We start from the raw sequence: 16,114 nt of genomic DNA on the forward strand, positions 1-16,114 counted from the left end.
ACGGTGGCAACCCGGGCACAGAACGGGCCGATCCTATCGATCAACCGGTGGCGCAAGTCCCGGAGGATGCGCAATTTCAGTACCTTGGGATTGGTTATGCTGGGCCCGGTTCTGGCGCTTGCAACCTATCTCGTCATTGGCCCTTTTGATCTTGGCGCGGCGGCACCGACACTGCGGCTGATTTTGTTGGCTGATCTGGTCTACGTGCTGGTCGTAGCTGCGCTGGTGTTGGGCCAATTGTTCAGTCTGATCGCCGCACGTCGCGCGAAATCTGCGGGCTCCCGTCTTCACCTGCGCCTGATCGGCGCTTTCACGCTGTTGGCTTTGGTGCCGACGGTCACCGTGGCGATTTTCGCCGGGCTGACGGTGAATATCGGCCTTGAAGGTTGGTTCTCGGACCGTGTGCGGCAGGTGGTTGGGTCGTCACTAACTGCAGCTGAAGCTTACGAACAGGAACACCGCGAGGGCCTGACGCAGGATGCAGTTGTTCTGGCGCGTTTCCTCGATAACGCGCGATCGTTGGATTATTTTGTCTCAGACGCCGAATTGCGAGAGGTTCTGGCCCAGGGGCAGGCCCAGATACAACGCGGTTTGCGCGAGGCCTATGTGATCGATGGCAGCGCCGAAATCCGATCGCGCGGTGATCGGTCCTACCTGTTCGACTACGAGGCACCAACCCCCGAAGAGATGATCGAGGCCAATGATCAGGGCGTGGCCATCATTGCCGATTGGGAGAACAGCGAATTCCGCGCGCTTGTTCCTTTGCATGCCTATCTTGACCGGTATCTTTATGTCAGTCGCGAGGTTGATGGGCAGCTTCTGACCCTGCTTGATGAAACCAAAGAGACAGCACAGTTCTACAGCCAACTGGAAAGCGAGCGGGGCAGGGTCCTGTTCGAATTCGGCCTTCTGTATCTCGGCTTTGCTGTGATCCTGATTCTGGCCGCGATGTCGCTGGGCATGTGGTTCGCCGAACGTCTTTCTCGCCCTGTTGGACGGCTGACAACGGCGGCGCAGCGCGTTGGTGCTGGTGATCTGAGTGTTCAGGTCATCGAGGAGGCCAGCGACGACGAAATCGCGATGCTGGGCCGCTACTTCAACCAGATGACTCGTCAGTTGAAGGGGCAGCGCGACACGCTGTTGGAAAACACCCGCCATATCGAACGTCGAAGGCGGCTATTTGATTCAGTTCTAAGCTCGGTGACATCCGGTGTCGTTGGCGTTGATTCAGAGGGCTGTGTGACCTTCGTGAACCGATCCGCCGAACGTCTTCTGGGCTGGTCTGGTGGAGAGCAAAACCTGGCTATCGGTATCGCTGTTCCCGAATTTTTGCCTTTGTTCGAAGCCCTTAAGGACAGCGGGCAAGAGGCGGTCCAGGGGGAGATCAAGGTAACCCGCAAAGGCCGGTTGGAGAACTTACTGGTACGCATGGCGACACGGCGTGGCGAGGATGGAAGGCTGGAAGGCTACGTTGTAGCCTTTGATGACGTGACCGATCTGGTAAGCGCGCAGCGCATGGCGGCGTGGGGTGATGTGGCCCGTCGCATTGCGCATGAGATCAAGAATCCGCTGACACCGATCCAACTGAGCGCCGAGCGGATCAAACGCAAATTCTCGCGCAAGCTGGATGAGGACGATTGCGATAGCCTGGAATCGATGACCGACGTGATCGTGCGGCAGACCAATGATCTGCGGCGGATTGTTGACGAGTTCTCGAAATTCGCACGCATGCCCGAACCGGAACGGCGCGAAGAGAATATCGTGACGCTAGTGCGTGAGGCGGTTCTGTTGCAGCAGGCGGGTCAGCCTGATGTTCAGATCGATGCGGACTTACCTGAACAGCCCATTTTGGCGGATGTGGATTCGACCATGTTGAGCCAAGCGTTGACGAACCTGATCAAGAACGCGGGCGAGGCTATTGAAACGCTGAAAGAAAAAGGCGCACCGGGCAATCTGAAACCTCAGATCAAAGTCGTTGTCTCCACTGACGATGCAGGAACGCAGATCACGATTGCGGACAATGGCATCGGCCTGCCCGAGGACAGGGCACGGCTGTTTGAACCTTATGTAACCACCCGCGACGAAGGCACCGGCCTTGGCCTGCCCATCGTCAAGAAGATCATTGAAGAACATGGCGGAGCGCTGACATTGGAAGACGCGCCCACATTCGACGGACAGGACCATTTCGGCGCGATGGCTGTCATACGTCTACCTGGGGCCTCAGGCGGCCCGACAAATGCGCCGGAAAAACAGGCGATTAAAACAAACAAACTGAAAGCAGGCCAAAGATGAGCGACATTCTGATCGTAGATGACGAACGCGATATTCGCGAATTGGTGTCCGACATTCTGGAAGACGAAGGCTATTCCACCCGGTTGGCGGCAAACTCGGATGAGTGCATGTCGTCGATCAATGCTGAACCTCCCGGACTGTTGATCTTGGATATCTGGCTGAAAGATAGCCGGATGGACGGGATCGACATCCTGAAAGCTGTAAAACGGGACAACCCGGATGTTCCGGTGGTGATCATTTCCGGACATGGCAATATCGAGATTGCAGTGGCGGCTATCAAGCAAGGGGCTTACGACTTTATCGAAAAGCCCTTTAACATTGACCAGTTGATGGTGGTGATCCGCCGTGCGATGGAAACCTCGCGCCTGCGTCGCGAGAATGCCTCGCTGAAGCGGCAGGAAGTCAGCTGTTCAGACATGATTGGCAATTCTGCGTCGTTCCGAGCGATGCAGGGGCAGTTGGACAAGGTAACAAAGTCGAATGGCCGGGTTATGCTCAGCGGGCCGGCTGGGTCGGGCAAGGAAATTGCCGCGCGCTATATCCATGCCCATTCCAACCGGGCGAATGCCCCATTTGTGACGGTCAATTGTGCGGGGATTGAACCTGAGAGGGTTGAAGAGGTTCTGTTCGGACGAGAATCGTCTGAGCGCGGAATCGAGTCAGGCCTGCTGGAAGAGGCGCATGGCGGCGTTGTCTACTTCGACGAAGTCGCTGACATGCCGCTGGGGACGCAGTCCAAGATTCTTCGCGTGTTGGTTGATCAGCAATTCCAGCGTGTTGGTGGCTCTGACAAGGTGCGGGTTGATCTGCGGGTCATTTCCTCGACCAACCGCGATCTGGAAGAAGAGATCGCCGCCGAACGGTTCCGCGAAGAACTGTATCACCGGCTGAATGTGGTGCCGATTGCGGTTCCCTCGCTGGAGGAACGGCGAGAGGACATCCCGGTTCTGGCGCAACATTTCATCGAGATGTGCAACGATACACAGGGTCTGCCGATGCGCGAGCTGTCGGATGAGGCTATTGCTTTGCTACAAACGATGACATGGCCGGGCAATGTGCGTCAGCTGAAGAACCTGATCGAGCGGGTGCTGATCCTTGGTGACAGCAATGGCCCGATCGAGGCCCGCGAGTTGCCCAACGAAGAAGAGAAATCCGACGAGACCGGGCGCGTGGTACTGTCTGGCGCACTGGCGACGCTGCCGCTGCGTGAGGCGCGCGAAGCGTTCGAGCGTGAATATTTGCTGACCCAGATCAATCGGTTTGGTGGCAACATAAGCCGCACGGCCAGTTTTGTCGGCATGGAACGCAGCGCCTTGCATCGCAAGCTCAAGTCGCTGGGCGTAGTGACCTCGAACAAATCCGGTGCGCGGGTGGCTCAAATTGACGAGCCCGAACCAGCCGAGTGATTGCCGCGCCGAATAAGAAGACCGCAGCCGTTTCCATCGGTTTTCCCGCCTTTGGTAAACGGTTGAAGCGGTTGCGGCGGTCGGTTGGACTTAAGCAATCCGCCCTCGCAGATCTGATTGAAGTCGACCAAACCACGATTTCCCGGTGGGAAAACGGGGGTCAAACGCCATCGCCGCATATTCAACAGTCCGTTTTTGCAGCGTTGGGGCCGGTTCGGGTGCAGGATTCTGCGCTGAAACGTCTGGTCGTTCATTCGGCAGAGTGCTTGCACCTTGTCGAAGAGGCCAGCCATACCTGCCTTGCTTATTCGGGCAGCCGGGCGCGGGATTGGAAGACCTCACAGCGCGCCTTGCTGGGCGTGTCGCTTTGGCAATTTGCAACGGATGAGATCCGACAAGCCGAAGCAGAACTGCAGAAAGATGGCTGGTGGGATTTGCATTCGCCTTCACCCAAAGCGTTTCTGACTTCCGAGGCTGTGCATGATCAAATCAGGATCAGCGCCGGGCAAATCGTGTGGGAGCGGTTGTATCTGGGTGATGGCACTCCGGTCCGTCTGGTCAGCGGGCGGCGCGAAGTCACCGCATAATTTATGCGTTCCGCTGGCAGGTTAGGCGCGATAGACCGGCTGCATGAGTGACTCTTTTCGTACATTCTTGCAGGTCATGCTGATCTGGTTTGCTGGCCTCGGTGCGGCAACCCAATTTGCAAAGATTGCCGTACCATTTTCTGATGTGGGGCTGTTGTACCCGGACAACGCTGCCGTGATCGGCTGGTTGCTGTCCATTATCAGTCTAATGGGGGCTGCTTTGGGCGCGATATCCGGAGCGATCACAGCGCGTATTGGGCCAAATCGTCTATTGCTATCAGGGCTTGTGCTCGGCGGCGCGTTATCTTTGCTGCAAGCAAGCTTGCCGATTTTTCAACTGATGCTGCTCAGCCGGGTGATCGAGGGGCTGTCCCATCTTGCGATTGTGGTGGCGGCACCGACGCTGATTGCTCAGATCACATCCGGTCGGGCGCGGTATAATTCCATGGTGCTGTGGAGTACATTCTTTGGCGTTGCATTCGCATTAAACGCTTGGGTTGGGCTGCCCATCGTCGATCGTTTCGGACTGCCCACATACTTTGCCATGCACGGGGGTCTGATGCTGCTGATCGCCGCGCTGATCGCGCTTAGCAATCTGAAAACCGACATGGGCCAGACGGAGAGTACCGGGTGGGGACTCTTCGCCTTCCTTGATGTGCATATCAGGACCTACCGCTCACCCTTTATTTCGGCCCCGGCAATTGGCTGGTTCTTCTACACGCTGACATTTGTTTCTCTTTTAGCGATCCTGCCGGGGCGTTTACCCGAAGGGCAGGGCGCATCGATTGCGGCACTTATGCCCCTGGCAGGGATTGTACTGTCATGGCTGCTGGTGCCCTTGCTGTTGACCGTCCTGTCCTGCGTCAGCGTCGTCAATCTGGGCTTTATGCTGGGGATCGCGACGATCATCGCATTGTTTTTGGGGGCGCCCCTTACGTTCGGATGTATCGCCTTGTTTGCCGTGCTCGGGCTTGTACAGGGCGGCAGCTTCGCCGCTGTGCCAGAGTTAAACGATACCACCGAAGCCCAAGCTCTGAGTTATGGTGCGATGGCGCAGATGGGCAATGCCGGAAACCTGCTTGGAACCCCGGTATTGCTGGCGATATTGCTGGGCGTCGATGAGGCTGGCATGTTTGTAGCCGTCGCCGCGTTCTATAGCATCGCGATCATAGCGCATCTGCTGCTGGCGCGGCGTCGCAAATCAGCCAGCTTGTCCCGGAGTGATGATCTGAAATGACCCGTCGTCAAATTTCACGAAACAGGACGCGCTGTTCAGCGGCGGGAGCGTCGTGGTGCGCGTGGGCGTGACCCGCGATTTGACACCCTGTTTGCAAGGCGGAAGGCTGACCGGGCGATAGCCCTTTTGGGCCATGCACTGCGCCTCGACCTTGTTTCTCAGCCCCTGATTCACGTCGACGGTATAGACCCGCCCGGGCTCCCACCATCCGGGGTTGCGATAGCAGCGTCCTCGGCCATCGCAATAGGTGCGCCCGGGCCAATAGACTGGCGGGCTCTGCCGGACCTGATTGGCGACAGGGGCGTCCTTGAGGGCTTGCACCTGACAGTTCGTGGTCTCGGTCTGCATCCGCGAGACGCTCTCACCTTCGCGATAATACAAAGAAAGCGGACCACAGGCGGACAGCGTCAGCAGGCAAATCAGGGCAGGCAGAATGGTTTTCATATGCTTACTTTGACGCAGCTTAGGAGGCATGACAATTCAATTGACCGCTTTGGGGGCATCTGTCATTCAAAGATTTCAGGCAGAAAGGCCAAGAGCATGAAGGTCATCATATGCGGTGCCGGTCAAGTCGGCTGGCAGATTGCGCGTCACCTTTCGGGCGAACTGAACGATGTGACGGTGGTCGACAACAATCCCGATCTGGTACGTCGCGCGACCGAGACGCTGGACGTGCAGGGGATCGCCGGTTTCGCCAGTTATCCGGATGTGCTGGATCGTGCAGGGGCGCGGGATGCCGATATGATCATCGCCGCGACCCATTCGGATGAGGTGAATATGGTCACCTGCCAGATGGCGCATTCGGTTTTTTCGATCCAGCGCAAGATCGCGCGTTTGCGATCAAAATCCTATCTTGAGGCGATCCACTCCGATCTGTATCGTCGTGATCATCTGCCCATCGATGTCGTAATTAGCCCCGAGCGCGAGGTTGCCGCCGCAGCGATGCGCCGTCTTTCGGCACCTTCTGCTTTTGACACCGAGATTTTCATGGACGGTAAGGCGCAACTGTTGGGCATTCGAGTCGAAGAAGACTGCCCCATCGTCAACACACCGCTGCGACAATTGACCGACCTGTTTTCCACGCTCAGCTCGATTGTGGTTGGTGTGCGCCGCGAAGGGACGCTGTTTGCACCGGAATCCGAGGATCAGCTGTTTGTAGGCGACGAATGCTACGTCTTCACTAGCGTAAAAGACGTTGAACGTACGATGGAGGTGTTCGGCAAGGCTCAGCGTAAGCAAGATCGTGTGGTGATCGTCGGCGGCGGTAATGTCGGGTTGGAAGTGGCCCGCACACTGGAAGAGCGCGAAAGCCGGGTGCGTGCCAAGATTATCGAGCGTGACCGCAAATGCGCCGAAATCGCTGCCGAAGCATTGGAGCGGACGATTGTTCTGAACGGCGACGGCCTAGATTCATCTTTGCTGAGCGAAGCAGGGATTGAGCGCGCCGACGCGATGTTGGCGGTCACGGATGACGATCGCACCAACATGCTGGCCGCGGTACGCGCCAAGGGAGAGGGTTGTCCACTGGCCATCGCCCTGATCAACGACCCCAGCATGGTCGCCTTGATGGGACCGCTGGGGATTGACGCATATATTAACCCGCGCGCCACCACTGTCAGTTCGATCCTGCGTCACATTCGGCACGGGCGCGTGCGTCAGGTGTATTCCATTGGTGATGCCGAGGCCGAGGTAATCGAGGCCGAAGTGCTATCAACCTCGCCCATGGCTGGACAAAAACTGCGCGACATCGATTTCCCAGAAGGCGTTCTGGTCGGCGCAGTACGCAAAGGTGACGAGGTTCTGCGCCCGACCGGCAGCCTGCGCATCGACGAGAAAGACGTGGTGGCGATCTTTGCAATGGCCAAAGACGTGCCCGAGGTTGAGCGTCTGATGCAGGTTTCAATCGATTTCTTCTGATGTTGCAAGCACGCGGACAGCAACGGATCGGAGTATTGCGGCGATTGCCGCTGCTGCTGATGATCTGGGGTATCGTGTCGCTGGCAATGTGGATACCCGCAGTTTATGCGCTGGCGCTGGATGATCACGCCACCTCACGGTCATTCTTCTATTCCGGATTGCTGGGTGTTTTTGCGGTGTCGATCATAGCTCTGGCCATGTCGAACCGACGACCACGGCGGGGAACGCTTGGTCAATTGGCGGTTCTGCTGGCCGCCTTTACCGTACTGCCGATATTTCTTGCTATTCCGTTTCATGATGCGCTGGGGACAACCAGCTTCCTGAACGCCTATTTCGATATGGTCAGCGCGCTGACCACAACCGGCGCCGATCTGTTCCCCGATCCCGCACGCCTTTCGGCGCCGTTGCACTTATGGCGCGCGTTGGTCGGTTGGATGGGCGGATTGCTGATGTGGATCTCGGCGGCCGCGATTCTGGCGCCCTTGTCGTTGGGCGGTTTCGAAGTCACAGCCCGGGGGCAACCGGGGCGTCCCGTCTCGGGCGTGGCACAGAGCGAGAAGTCCGATCCACGCGGCCATCTGATCCGCGTGTCGCGGACATTGGCACCCGTCTATGCGGGTTTGACAGCTGTGATCTGGATCCTGCTGTTGATCGCAGGTGAGCAAGGGCTTACTGCCGTGAGCCACGCGATGTCAGTGATTGCGACTTCCGGCATATCACCTGTCGGTGGATTGGAAGGATCGACCGCAGGAATCACTGGCGAGGCGATCCTGTTCCTGTTCCTGTTCTTTGCCCTGTCGCGGCTGACCTTTTCGACCGATACAGCGACCTCAGGGTATTCGCGGCTGGACAAAGACCCAGAATTTCGGATTGGCATCTTCATCGTGCTGGCGGTCGCTGTGCTGCTGTTCATCCGGTTTTTGGCTGGAACGGCCGAACTGAACATTGCCGTCGAAGTGCGGCAAGCACTTGGCGTTTTTTGGGGGTTCATGTTTACGGCGATGTCGTTTCTGACCACGGCCGGATTTGAAAGCGCCAACTGGAACGACGCGCAGCAATTGTCGGGCTTGAGCACACCGGGCCTGATTCTGATGGGGCTAGCCCTGGTCGGAGGAGGCGTGGCGACGACTGCGGGTGGGGTAAAGCTGTTGCGGGTTTTTGCGCTCTATCTGAATGGCAAGCGCGAGATTGACCGACTGATCTATCCTTCTTCGGTCAGCGGAGAGGGTGGCGGCAACCGCCGCATTCAAAGCGACGGTGCCTTCATCGCCTGGATCTTCCTGATGATGTTCGCCCTGACGTTGGCCTTGTTCGATTTGTTGCTGGCCGTCATGGGCGTAGGTTTTGAACAGGCCATGCTGCTCAGCGTTGCCGCACTCAGCACCACGGGGCCGTTGATTGAATTGGCAACGGATGTGCCCATACGTCTGATTGATCTTTCCAGCGGGGCCAAGTTGACGGTCTGCGCGGCGATGGTGATCGGGCGGTTGGAAACTCTGGCGATCGTGGCACTGATTACGCCAACGCTGTGGCGCGATTGACCCTGCGTCAGGCACCTTGTGTTACTGCCTGATTTTTCATCTGGAATATCTGTGCGCGGCACTCCATACTCTGCCGGAGGGAGCGCGTTGGTCCGCAGCGCGTAGCAAGAACAATGGCGAGATAACAAAATATGGCTTCGGACAGACAGAATCTGCAGGACGCGTTCCTGAACAATGTACGGAAAGCAAAGGTCCCGGTCACAATATTCCTGATCAACGGTGTGAAATTGCAGGGTGTAATCACCTGGTTCGATAACTTCTGCGTGCTGCTGCGCCGCGACGGACAGTCGCAGTTGGTGTACAAGCATGCGATTTCGACCATTATGCCGTCACAGCCGATCAACCTGTATGAGGGCGAAGACGCCTCTTGATGGAACATGAGAGGGCGCGCACCCGGGCTTGGGTGCTGCATCCCGAAATCAAATCAGATGAACAGCGCCGTGTCCCCGAACCAGCGCTGGAAGAGGCGGTGGCACTAGCTGCCGCTTTGCCCGATCTGGATGTGGTCGGTTCCGAAATAGTGCGCCTACCGCGCGCGCAGGCTGGTTTTCTGTTCGGCAGCGGCAAGATCGAGGAACTGGCCGAACGCGTCCACGACAATGAGATCGAGCTGGTTCTGATCGACGGGCCAGTAACTCCGGTTCAGCAGCGCAATCTGGAAAAGGCGTGGAAGGTCAAAATCCTCGACCGGACCGGTTTGATTCTGGAAATATTCAGCGACCGTGCGCGTACCCGTGAAGGTGTGCTGCAAGTTGAGATGGCCGCGCTTAGCTATCAGCGTACGCGACTGGTTCGGGCCTGGACCCACCTGGAACGTCAGCGCGGTGGCCTTGGGTTTGTGGGTGGTCCCGGTGAAACTCAGATCGAGGCCGACCGGCGTGCCATTGATGAACAACTGGTCCGCCTGCGCCGCCAATTGCAAAAAGTGGTGAAGACCCGCACCTTACACCGCGCAGCGCGCGCGAAGGTTCCATACCCGATTGTTGCACTTGTTGGCTATACAAACGCCGGGAAATCCACGCTGTTCAACAGCCTAACCGGGGCCGAGGTGATGGCAAAAGACATGCTGTTCGCCACGTTGGACCCAACCATGCGACGGGTTGAGCTGCCGGATGGCCCCGAGGTGATCCTGTCCGATACCGTGGGTTTCATCTCGAACCTGCCCACGGAACTGGTTGCGGCCTTCCGCGCCACTCTGGAAGAGGTTCTGGGGGCTGATCTGGTCGTGCATGTCCGCGATATCATCCACGAAGAAACCGAGGCACAGGCACGGGATGTTGAGGCTATCCTGAACTCTCTGGGTGTTGAGGACAGTCGCCCCCGGTTGGAGGTTTGGAACAAGATCGATCTGCTGAGCCCGGAAGACCGCGAAGCCGCGCTTGCCCGGGCCGAGCGTGATCCGGCGATCTTTGCCATATCGGCCGTAACGGGCGAAGGTGTTGATCCGCTGCTGTCTGAAATCGCCACGATCCTGCAGGGCGCGCGGCATGAGACTATCCTGAAACTGGGCTTTGCCGATGGTGACAAACGCGCGTGGCTCTATCGTCAGGATGTGGTCAGGTCTGAAGATCAGACCGAAGAGGGGTTCGAGATCACGGTGCTCTGGACTGACAAGCAGGCGTCCCGCTTCGCGGCGTTCTAGGTACCGTCTATCTGGCGCTGGTAATCCTCTGCATCGAACCACCCAAGCGATGATAGCACCTTGTTGTCCTTTGAAAGCTCCCACTCTTCCCAGCCGCGTGTAACGACACGGTTGCCGGTCTCGACGTGATGGCCTTCGAGGGTCCAGACAAAAATGGCATGCCCTCCGGCCCAACGCATCATATCGCAACGCACCTCAAGATCGGGGAATTCTGCATAGAACCCGCGGGCCATTTCAGCGATTTCGGCATGGCCGCGCAGGGGCTCACCGCGATTAATGCTGATCTGACCTTCGGGGGCGAAAAAACTGGCGACCAAGTCGGGATCGCCCGAGCTCCAGGCGATGGCATAATCGCGTGCGAGATTGTTTAAGGTGTCTCGAAAGCTGCCCATGCATTTTCCCCCTTCGTGCAATGCGACGGCCAGACGAGTTTAGGCGATAACGAAGGGGTGCGCCACGCGAGGTTCAAAAAGGGGCGGGGATTTGCCGATCAGATCAGCGCGGGTTCAGGACAGTCACACCAACCGCCGCTGCACGGGCAAGCCCGATATCCAGCGACATAGGGATGTATTCTCCGCGCCGCCATAGTTGGGCCTGATCGTCATAATAGCGGGATAGGAAATGGCCTGACTGGCCAGTTGCGGTGATGAAAACCGAACTATCGGGGTCCGCAAAATCGTAGACGCCACGATAACCAGCGCCATGCACATTCTGGAACGGGTCCGGTCCTTCGCCTGACGTGCGCCCGCGCAGCAAGGTGTTATCGCCACCGCTGGTGGATTGGCGGATGTTGACGAAAAACCGCAGCACCGGAACCTGGCCCAGCGCAGGGTGGTCCTGGGTGGCCTGATGCGCATCGCCCCAGCGTAAAGATTCGAGTGCGGGGCCATAGCGCTCGGAAATCCAAATGATCGCGTCATCCAGGGCCAGTCGTGCCATGTCGGTGCAATTTTCTACGGGCGCGCTCTGAACCACGTCGCACCAGACCGAGGCACCGTCGATATCGCGATACACCCGCTCGATAAACAGCGGCTCGACATGCTTGTATTCGGCAGCCAGCGGGCCAAGTTCGTCCGAGATCAGGCGGATTTGCAGCGCGCGCAACCATGCGGCGTAGATCAGGGGTTCCGGCAGATGCTCGTTCATCTCACCGTTCCAGTTGGCCAGCAGATCCAGCGCGATCTGACGCTGCCGTTCGGGCGTACCTTCGGGTGCCGACTCACCGGTAAACCAGAGATCAGCGCCGATCAGGGGCAGCAGTGATCGCGCTGTAAAGCTAACCGTGTCCAACTGCGCTTCGATAAAACTGTCACGCGTATGTACCTCGCGCGATTGCATCAGGCGTTCCCAGCGATTGACCCGCTGGGTGTCGCCCCACTCGTACGACACATGGCGCGGGAAGGGCCGGTCGATAATCTTGTTGTTGGTGTTACCCAGAACTCCGCCGACCGGGGCCACGAATTCAGGATTGTCTGAATAGGGCAGGCGGCCCTGCCAACGGTTCCGTTCCAGCCAGCCGGGGGTGGGAATGCGGCCTCGGCTTTGATTGTTCAGATCGCGCCGGGGCATTGCGCCGACCAGTTTCATGCCGATCGTGTCTTTATCGACAAGCGACAAGTTTTGCGAAGGGGCAATATAGTCCTCGGCCGCGTCAATGGCGTCTCGAACTGAATCGGCATTCATCAGTGCCAAAGAGGCGCTCATGGATGTATCGCGGGGGCTTAGCGCGCTCCACGACAGAGACGCGACATGGCCCGGTGGTGTGATGGTTTCCAGATCATAATGCGTGCCCGGCAGAACCGGGCCATTCTCGGTCCAGCGCAGGGTCAGGGTAATTGGGGCGGCGTCTTTGATCTCGATAATCGAAGGGCGGGTCTGAAAGCGTTTGTAGCCGTCTGGGGTAAGGTATTCTTCGGGATTGTCGGGGTTCAGTTGTTCGATGTGAACGTCCTGATCGTCCAGATAGGATGAGGTAAGGCCCCAGCCCAAGCGCTCACTCCGTCCGGCTGAGATTGCCGGTACGCCTGGAATGGTTGCACCGATAACGCCGCCTTTGGCCAGTTCCAGCCGCGCCAGATACCAGATACCCGGGGCGGTGAGGCCCAGATGCGGATCGTTTGCCAGCAACGTGCCACCGCTGGCCGATCGGGACGGCGCGGCGGTCCACGCATTTGACGCACCTGCCAGCCCGCGCTGCGGGAAAGGCGACAGCGGCGTGTCGGGCATCGGGGTGCCTTGGGCATAGCGCGGAAGGTCTGGAAACAGATCAGCATACTCGGGCAGCGCGGCAATACCGGGGCCGGGGACGTCGGGCAGAATGTCGGCCAGCCGTGCGGGATTATCCAGCATCAGCGATGTGCGTGCGCGCAACACTTCATCAGCAAGATGGCCGGAAAGCTGCAGGCTCATCAGCTTGATAATCGCTACGCTGTCGCCCGGCTGCCATGGGGGAACGGGGGCGTTGAACAGGAACATCTCGGGGGCGCCACGTCCAAGCGCCTGTTCGTTGATCTCGGTAAGCCGAGCATTGATCCCTGCGGAATAAGCGCGAAGCGCGGCCTTGGTATAGTCGTCCTGAAACTCGACTGAGCGATGGGCGAGCCCGTAAAGATCGAAACGACGTAGCAATTTGTCGATGGCTACCGTGCGCTGGCCGAACACTTCGGACAAGCGGCCCTGTGCAGTCCGACGCAGAATGGTCATCTGCCACAGCCTGTCTTGTGCATGGGCATAGCCCAGACCAAAGAACACGTCCGGGTCGGACTGGCCCAGTATATGCGGCACATTTGCAGTGTCGCGAACGATCTCGACAGGGGCAGTTACTCCTTCAACTTCAAGGGTTTGATTGTATTCAGGCAGGGATTGGCTGGCCAGAAAGTAGACCAACCCCACAGCAGCGATTGCCAGCAGGATCAGGCCTGTCGTAAGTCTCACCAGCCAGCGAAAAACCAGGCCCATCTGTCCCCCGAGAATTCTATGCGGTCATTTGCGCCAAGGTTACTGGAACCTCCGCCCGACCGAAAGGGAAATGCCACTGGAATTTGTGGAAAACCGCTAAAACTCGGAGCCCCGCCACAAGATGTAGCGGGGCTCGTCAGAGGGGGAGGGTGGTATCTTGGGTCTTATGGGATGATGCGCGTATATTTGGTGCCTTCGACCGTCGCGCCGAACTTCAGACCCGCCTGTCCAAAGACTGCGGCCAGCACGGGTTTGCGCAACTGAGTGGTGTCGGTCGACAAGGATTCTCCGGTCGCGTCGACGACGTATCCGATATCTGCACCGGCCGTCCAACCGCTGGAGCGGCGGAAATCGTTCAATGCCTCTTCGGTCATGAAGAACAGAACATGCGCATATTGCTGTGCGCCGATCTGCAGGCCCGCAGTACCGGAGATGGCGGAATAATAGTCGACCGTCGCGCCCTGAATACGCAGTGCACCCTGACCATAGGCGCCACCAAAGATAAATCCGGCATCTGTAATCAGTGGCATGACCAACATTCCGTTGGCCTTGTTGGCGATCTCAACGGTGTTGGGATACTTGCTGTACATTTCGTTCAGCGTCGCGTCGACGCGCGCGTCGAGTGTGACTGCGTTGGAGTTGCCAACGCCGTTGCCGCAAGCGGCGGTCAGCGTCAGTCCGGCCATGCCAAAAGCAAAACCGCGACGGCTAAGTCGGGGGGAGTTTGAACTGCTCATGTTTCTCTGTCTCTGTGTATGTGCCTGAAATGTCGGGTGTTCCCGATCTTATCTGCAAGAATACGCCGATTGCACCGGCCTGTCACGGGAAAGCTGTGCTGCGCACGCAGCAAATCGGCGAAAAATTGCGACAATCTGAGGTGTTAGCCCTGCAGGATGCGCGCGGCTTCGGGCGCAAAATAGGTCAGGATGCCGTCACACCCTGCGCGCTTAAAGGCCAGCAGGCTTTCCAGCATCACCTTTTCGCCGTCGATCCAACCGTTTTGTGCAGCGGCTTGGATCATCGCGTATTCGCCAGACACCTGATAGGCATAGGTCGGTGCACCGAAGCTGTCTTTGACCCGTCGGCAGATGTCCAAGTATGGCATCCCCGGCTTGATCATGACCATATCTGCACCCTCGGTCAGATCACGCTCGATCAGACGGAGGGCCTCGTTCGAGTTGGAAGGGTCCATCTGATAGGTCTTCTTGTCACCGGTCAGAGCGCCCGATGCCCCAACGGCGTCGCGGAAAGGGCCGTAGAAAGCGCTGGCATATTTGGCGGCATAACTCAGGATCATGACATTGTGGTGACCAGCCGACTCAAGTGCGCTGCGCATGGCGCCGATACGGCCATCCATCATGTCGGACGGGCCGATGATGTCAGCTCCGGCTTCGGCCTGCGCCAGCGTCATTTTCACCAGCGCCTCAACAGTCTGGTCATTCACAATCTCGCCATCGACCACATAGCCGTCATGGCCGTTAATGTTGTAGGGGTCCAGGGCCACGTCCGTCATCACCGCGATTTCGGGCGCAGCAGTCTTAATTGCACGAATGGCGCGGTTGGACAGGTTGTCGGGGTTCCAGGCCTCGGCACAATCTTCGGTTTTCAGGCTCGGATCGGTGTACGGGAAAATACATATTGCAGGAATACCAAGGGCTTGCGCTTCAACCGCGGCTTTGGCGATCAGGTCGACCGAGCGTCGCACGACCCCGGGCATCGACGGGACGGGTTCTTCGATATTTTCACCGTCGCGCACAAAAACAGGCCAGATAAAGTCATTCACGGTCAAGGTGTTCTCGCGCACCAGACCCCGGATCGCCTCAGATTGGCGGGCCCGGCGGAAACGGGTCCGGGGATATGGGGCGATAGTCGGTTTCATGGCGCACTCTCCTTGAACAATTGCGCATTGGGTGGCATGAATTCCCGGTGGTCTCAAGGGTAACAATGGACGCATCGCTGCGATGACGGTCCCTGCGGACGTTGAACAAAGGGCAGACGCTTGGACATATACTCTTCGATTTTCGAACTCATCGACATGCGGAGTTTTTCGAATCTGTGGTACTGGATCGGTCTGGCCGTTCTTTGGTCATCTGCCAGCCACTGGACGATGGGGGTGCCCTATGATCTGGTGATGCGCGCCCGTCGTGTAGGTGGTCAATCAGAACAAGACCTTCTCGATGTCGCGCGGATCAACTCGAACAGAGTGTTGTACATCGTCGAAACCTCGGGTCTGGTATTGATGGCAATTTGCTGTTTTGTTTTGACAGGCCTTGCAACGTTGGGATTCTTCTACGACGTGGAATTTGCACAGGCCGTATTCCTTCTTCTGCTCCCGATGTGTTTTGTCATGATGATCAGTATTGCGGCAGCGCGTCGATTGCAGACTCAAGAAGCGACCGTAGAAAATGTTTCCAAAACGCTGACGCGCAGTCGGACCTTTACTCAGATCATCGGTATGTTCTCGATCTTGATCACTGCGTTCTGGGGAATGTATCAGAACATTTCGATTGGTGTCCTGGGTTAGTAGTCCCTGA

14 protein-coding genes are annotated in these 16,114 nt (G+C 57.9%); 9 read left to right on the forward strand and 5 right to left on the reverse strand.

Translation table 11 applies throughout. The annotated features are described in order from the left end of the window. Window positions 1-66: 66 nt before the first annotated feature. From AC2TEM_RS00925 to AC2TEM_RS00940, 4 genes are read left to right on the forward strand one after another with little or no spacing between them, the layout of a single operon-like run. Window positions 67-2,292 carry a sensor histidine kinase NtrY-like gene (locus AC2TEM_RS00925; RefSeq protein ID WP_480790432.1) on the forward strand — a complete coding sequence of 742 codons (2,226 nt, stop codon included), beginning with the start codon at window positions 67-69 and terminating at the stop codon, window positions 2,290-2,292. After that, complete coding sequence (gene ntrX / locus AC2TEM_RS00930; protein WP_170421929.1) at window positions 2,289-3,698, forward strand: nitrogen assimilation response regulator NtrX; 1,410 nt, start codon at window positions 2,289-2,291, stop codon at window positions 3,696-3,698. Before AC2TEM_RS00925 ends, ntrX begins: the two co-directional genes overlap by 4 nt. Then, on the forward strand, window positions 3,695-4,285 hold the full coding sequence (locus tag AC2TEM_RS00935; protein ID WP_480736069.1) for a helix-turn-helix transcriptional regulator: 591 nt from the start codon (window positions 3,695-3,697) through the stop codon (window positions 4,283-4,285). Before ntrX ends, AC2TEM_RS00935 begins: the two co-directional genes overlap by 4 nt. Window positions 4,286-4,328: 43 nt before the next feature. Further along, window positions 4,329-5,522 (forward strand): MFS transporter, encoded by a 1,194-nt coding sequence (locus AC2TEM_RS00940; protein ID WP_170421926.1) that lies wholly within the window; start codon window positions 4,329-4,331, stop codon window positions 5,520-5,522. Here the strand turns inward: AC2TEM_RS00940 and AC2TEM_RS00945 are convergent. Further along, on the reverse strand, window positions 5,487-5,966 hold the full coding sequence (locus tag AC2TEM_RS00945) for a hypothetical protein (RefSeq protein ID WP_170406102.1): 480 nt from the start codon (window positions 5,964-5,966) through the stop codon (window positions 5,487-5,489). The two genes, AC2TEM_RS00940 and AC2TEM_RS00945, sit on opposite strands and share 36 nt — an antisense overlap. 96 nt (window positions 5,967-6,062) lie before the next feature. Between AC2TEM_RS00945 and trkA the strand changes: the two genes are divergently transcribed. The 4 genes from trkA (at window position 6,063) to hflX (ending at window position 10,622) form a co-directional block, all read left to right on the forward strand. Next, window positions 6,063-7,439 (forward strand): Trk system potassium transporter TrkA, encoded by a 1,377-nt coding sequence (trkA, locus tag AC2TEM_RS00950; protein ID WP_170396865.1) that lies wholly within the window; start codon window positions 6,063-6,065, stop codon window positions 7,437-7,439. Further along, window positions 7,439-8,980, forward strand: coding sequence for a TrkH family potassium uptake protein (locus AC2TEM_RS00955; protein ID WP_170396867.1), 1,542 nt, complete (start codon window positions 7,439-7,441; stop codon window positions 8,978-8,980). Before trkA ends, AC2TEM_RS00955 begins: the two co-directional genes overlap by 1 nt. 131 nt (window positions 8,981-9,111) lie before the next feature. Beyond that, window positions 9,112-9,351, forward strand: a complete 240-nt coding sequence (hfq, locus tag AC2TEM_RS00960; protein ID WP_005982826.1) for an RNA chaperone Hfq — start codon at window positions 9,112-9,114, stop codon at window positions 9,349-9,351. Then, window positions 9,351-10,622, forward strand: coding sequence for a GTPase HflX (hflX, locus tag AC2TEM_RS00965; RefSeq protein WP_170421923.1), 1,272 nt, complete (start codon window positions 9,351-9,353; stop codon window positions 10,620-10,622). The genes hfq and hflX overlap by 1 nt, the downstream gene beginning before the upstream one ends. Here the strand turns inward: hflX and AC2TEM_RS00970 are convergent. The 4 genes from AC2TEM_RS00970 to hemB form a co-directional block, all read right to left on the reverse strand. After that, window positions 10,619-11,014, reverse strand: coding sequence for a nuclear transport factor 2 family protein (locus tag AC2TEM_RS00970; protein ID WP_170421920.1), 396 nt, complete (start codon window positions 11,012-11,014; stop codon window positions 10,619-10,621). The genes hflX and AC2TEM_RS00970 overlap by 4 nt on opposite strands. 103 nt (window positions 11,015-11,117) lie before the next feature. Beyond that, a complete protein-coding gene (locus AC2TEM_RS00975) occupies window positions 11,118-13,580 on the reverse strand; it encodes a penicillin acylase family protein (protein WP_170421917.1) in 2,463 nt (820 codons plus the stop codon). Between the two features lie 164 nt (window positions 13,581-13,744). Further along, window positions 13,745-14,317: a lipid-binding SYLF domain-containing protein gene (locus tag AC2TEM_RS00980; protein ID WP_170396874.1), complete on the reverse strand. Its 573-nt coding sequence runs from the start codon at window positions 14,315-14,317 to the stop codon at window positions 13,745-13,747. A 143-nt stretch (window positions 14,318-14,460) separates the two neighbouring features. After that, window positions 14,461-15,459, reverse strand: coding sequence for a porphobilinogen synthase (hemB, locus tag AC2TEM_RS00985; protein WP_480855953.1), 999 nt, complete (start codon window positions 15,457-15,459; stop codon window positions 14,461-14,463). A gap of 120 nt (window positions 15,460-15,579) precedes the next feature. On the opposite strand from hemB, the gene AC2TEM_RS00990 reads away from it, so the two are divergent. Next, the gene (locus AC2TEM_RS00990; RefSeq protein ID WP_170396878.1) at window positions 15,580-16,104 is read left to right on the forward strand and encodes a component of SufBCD complex; all 525 of its coding nucleotides are present in this window, start codon (window positions 15,580-15,582) and stop codon (window positions 16,102-16,104) included. Window positions 16,105-16,114: the final 10 nt, after the last annotated feature.

This window comes from Ruegeria sp. HKCCD3925 (assembly GCF_057221175.1).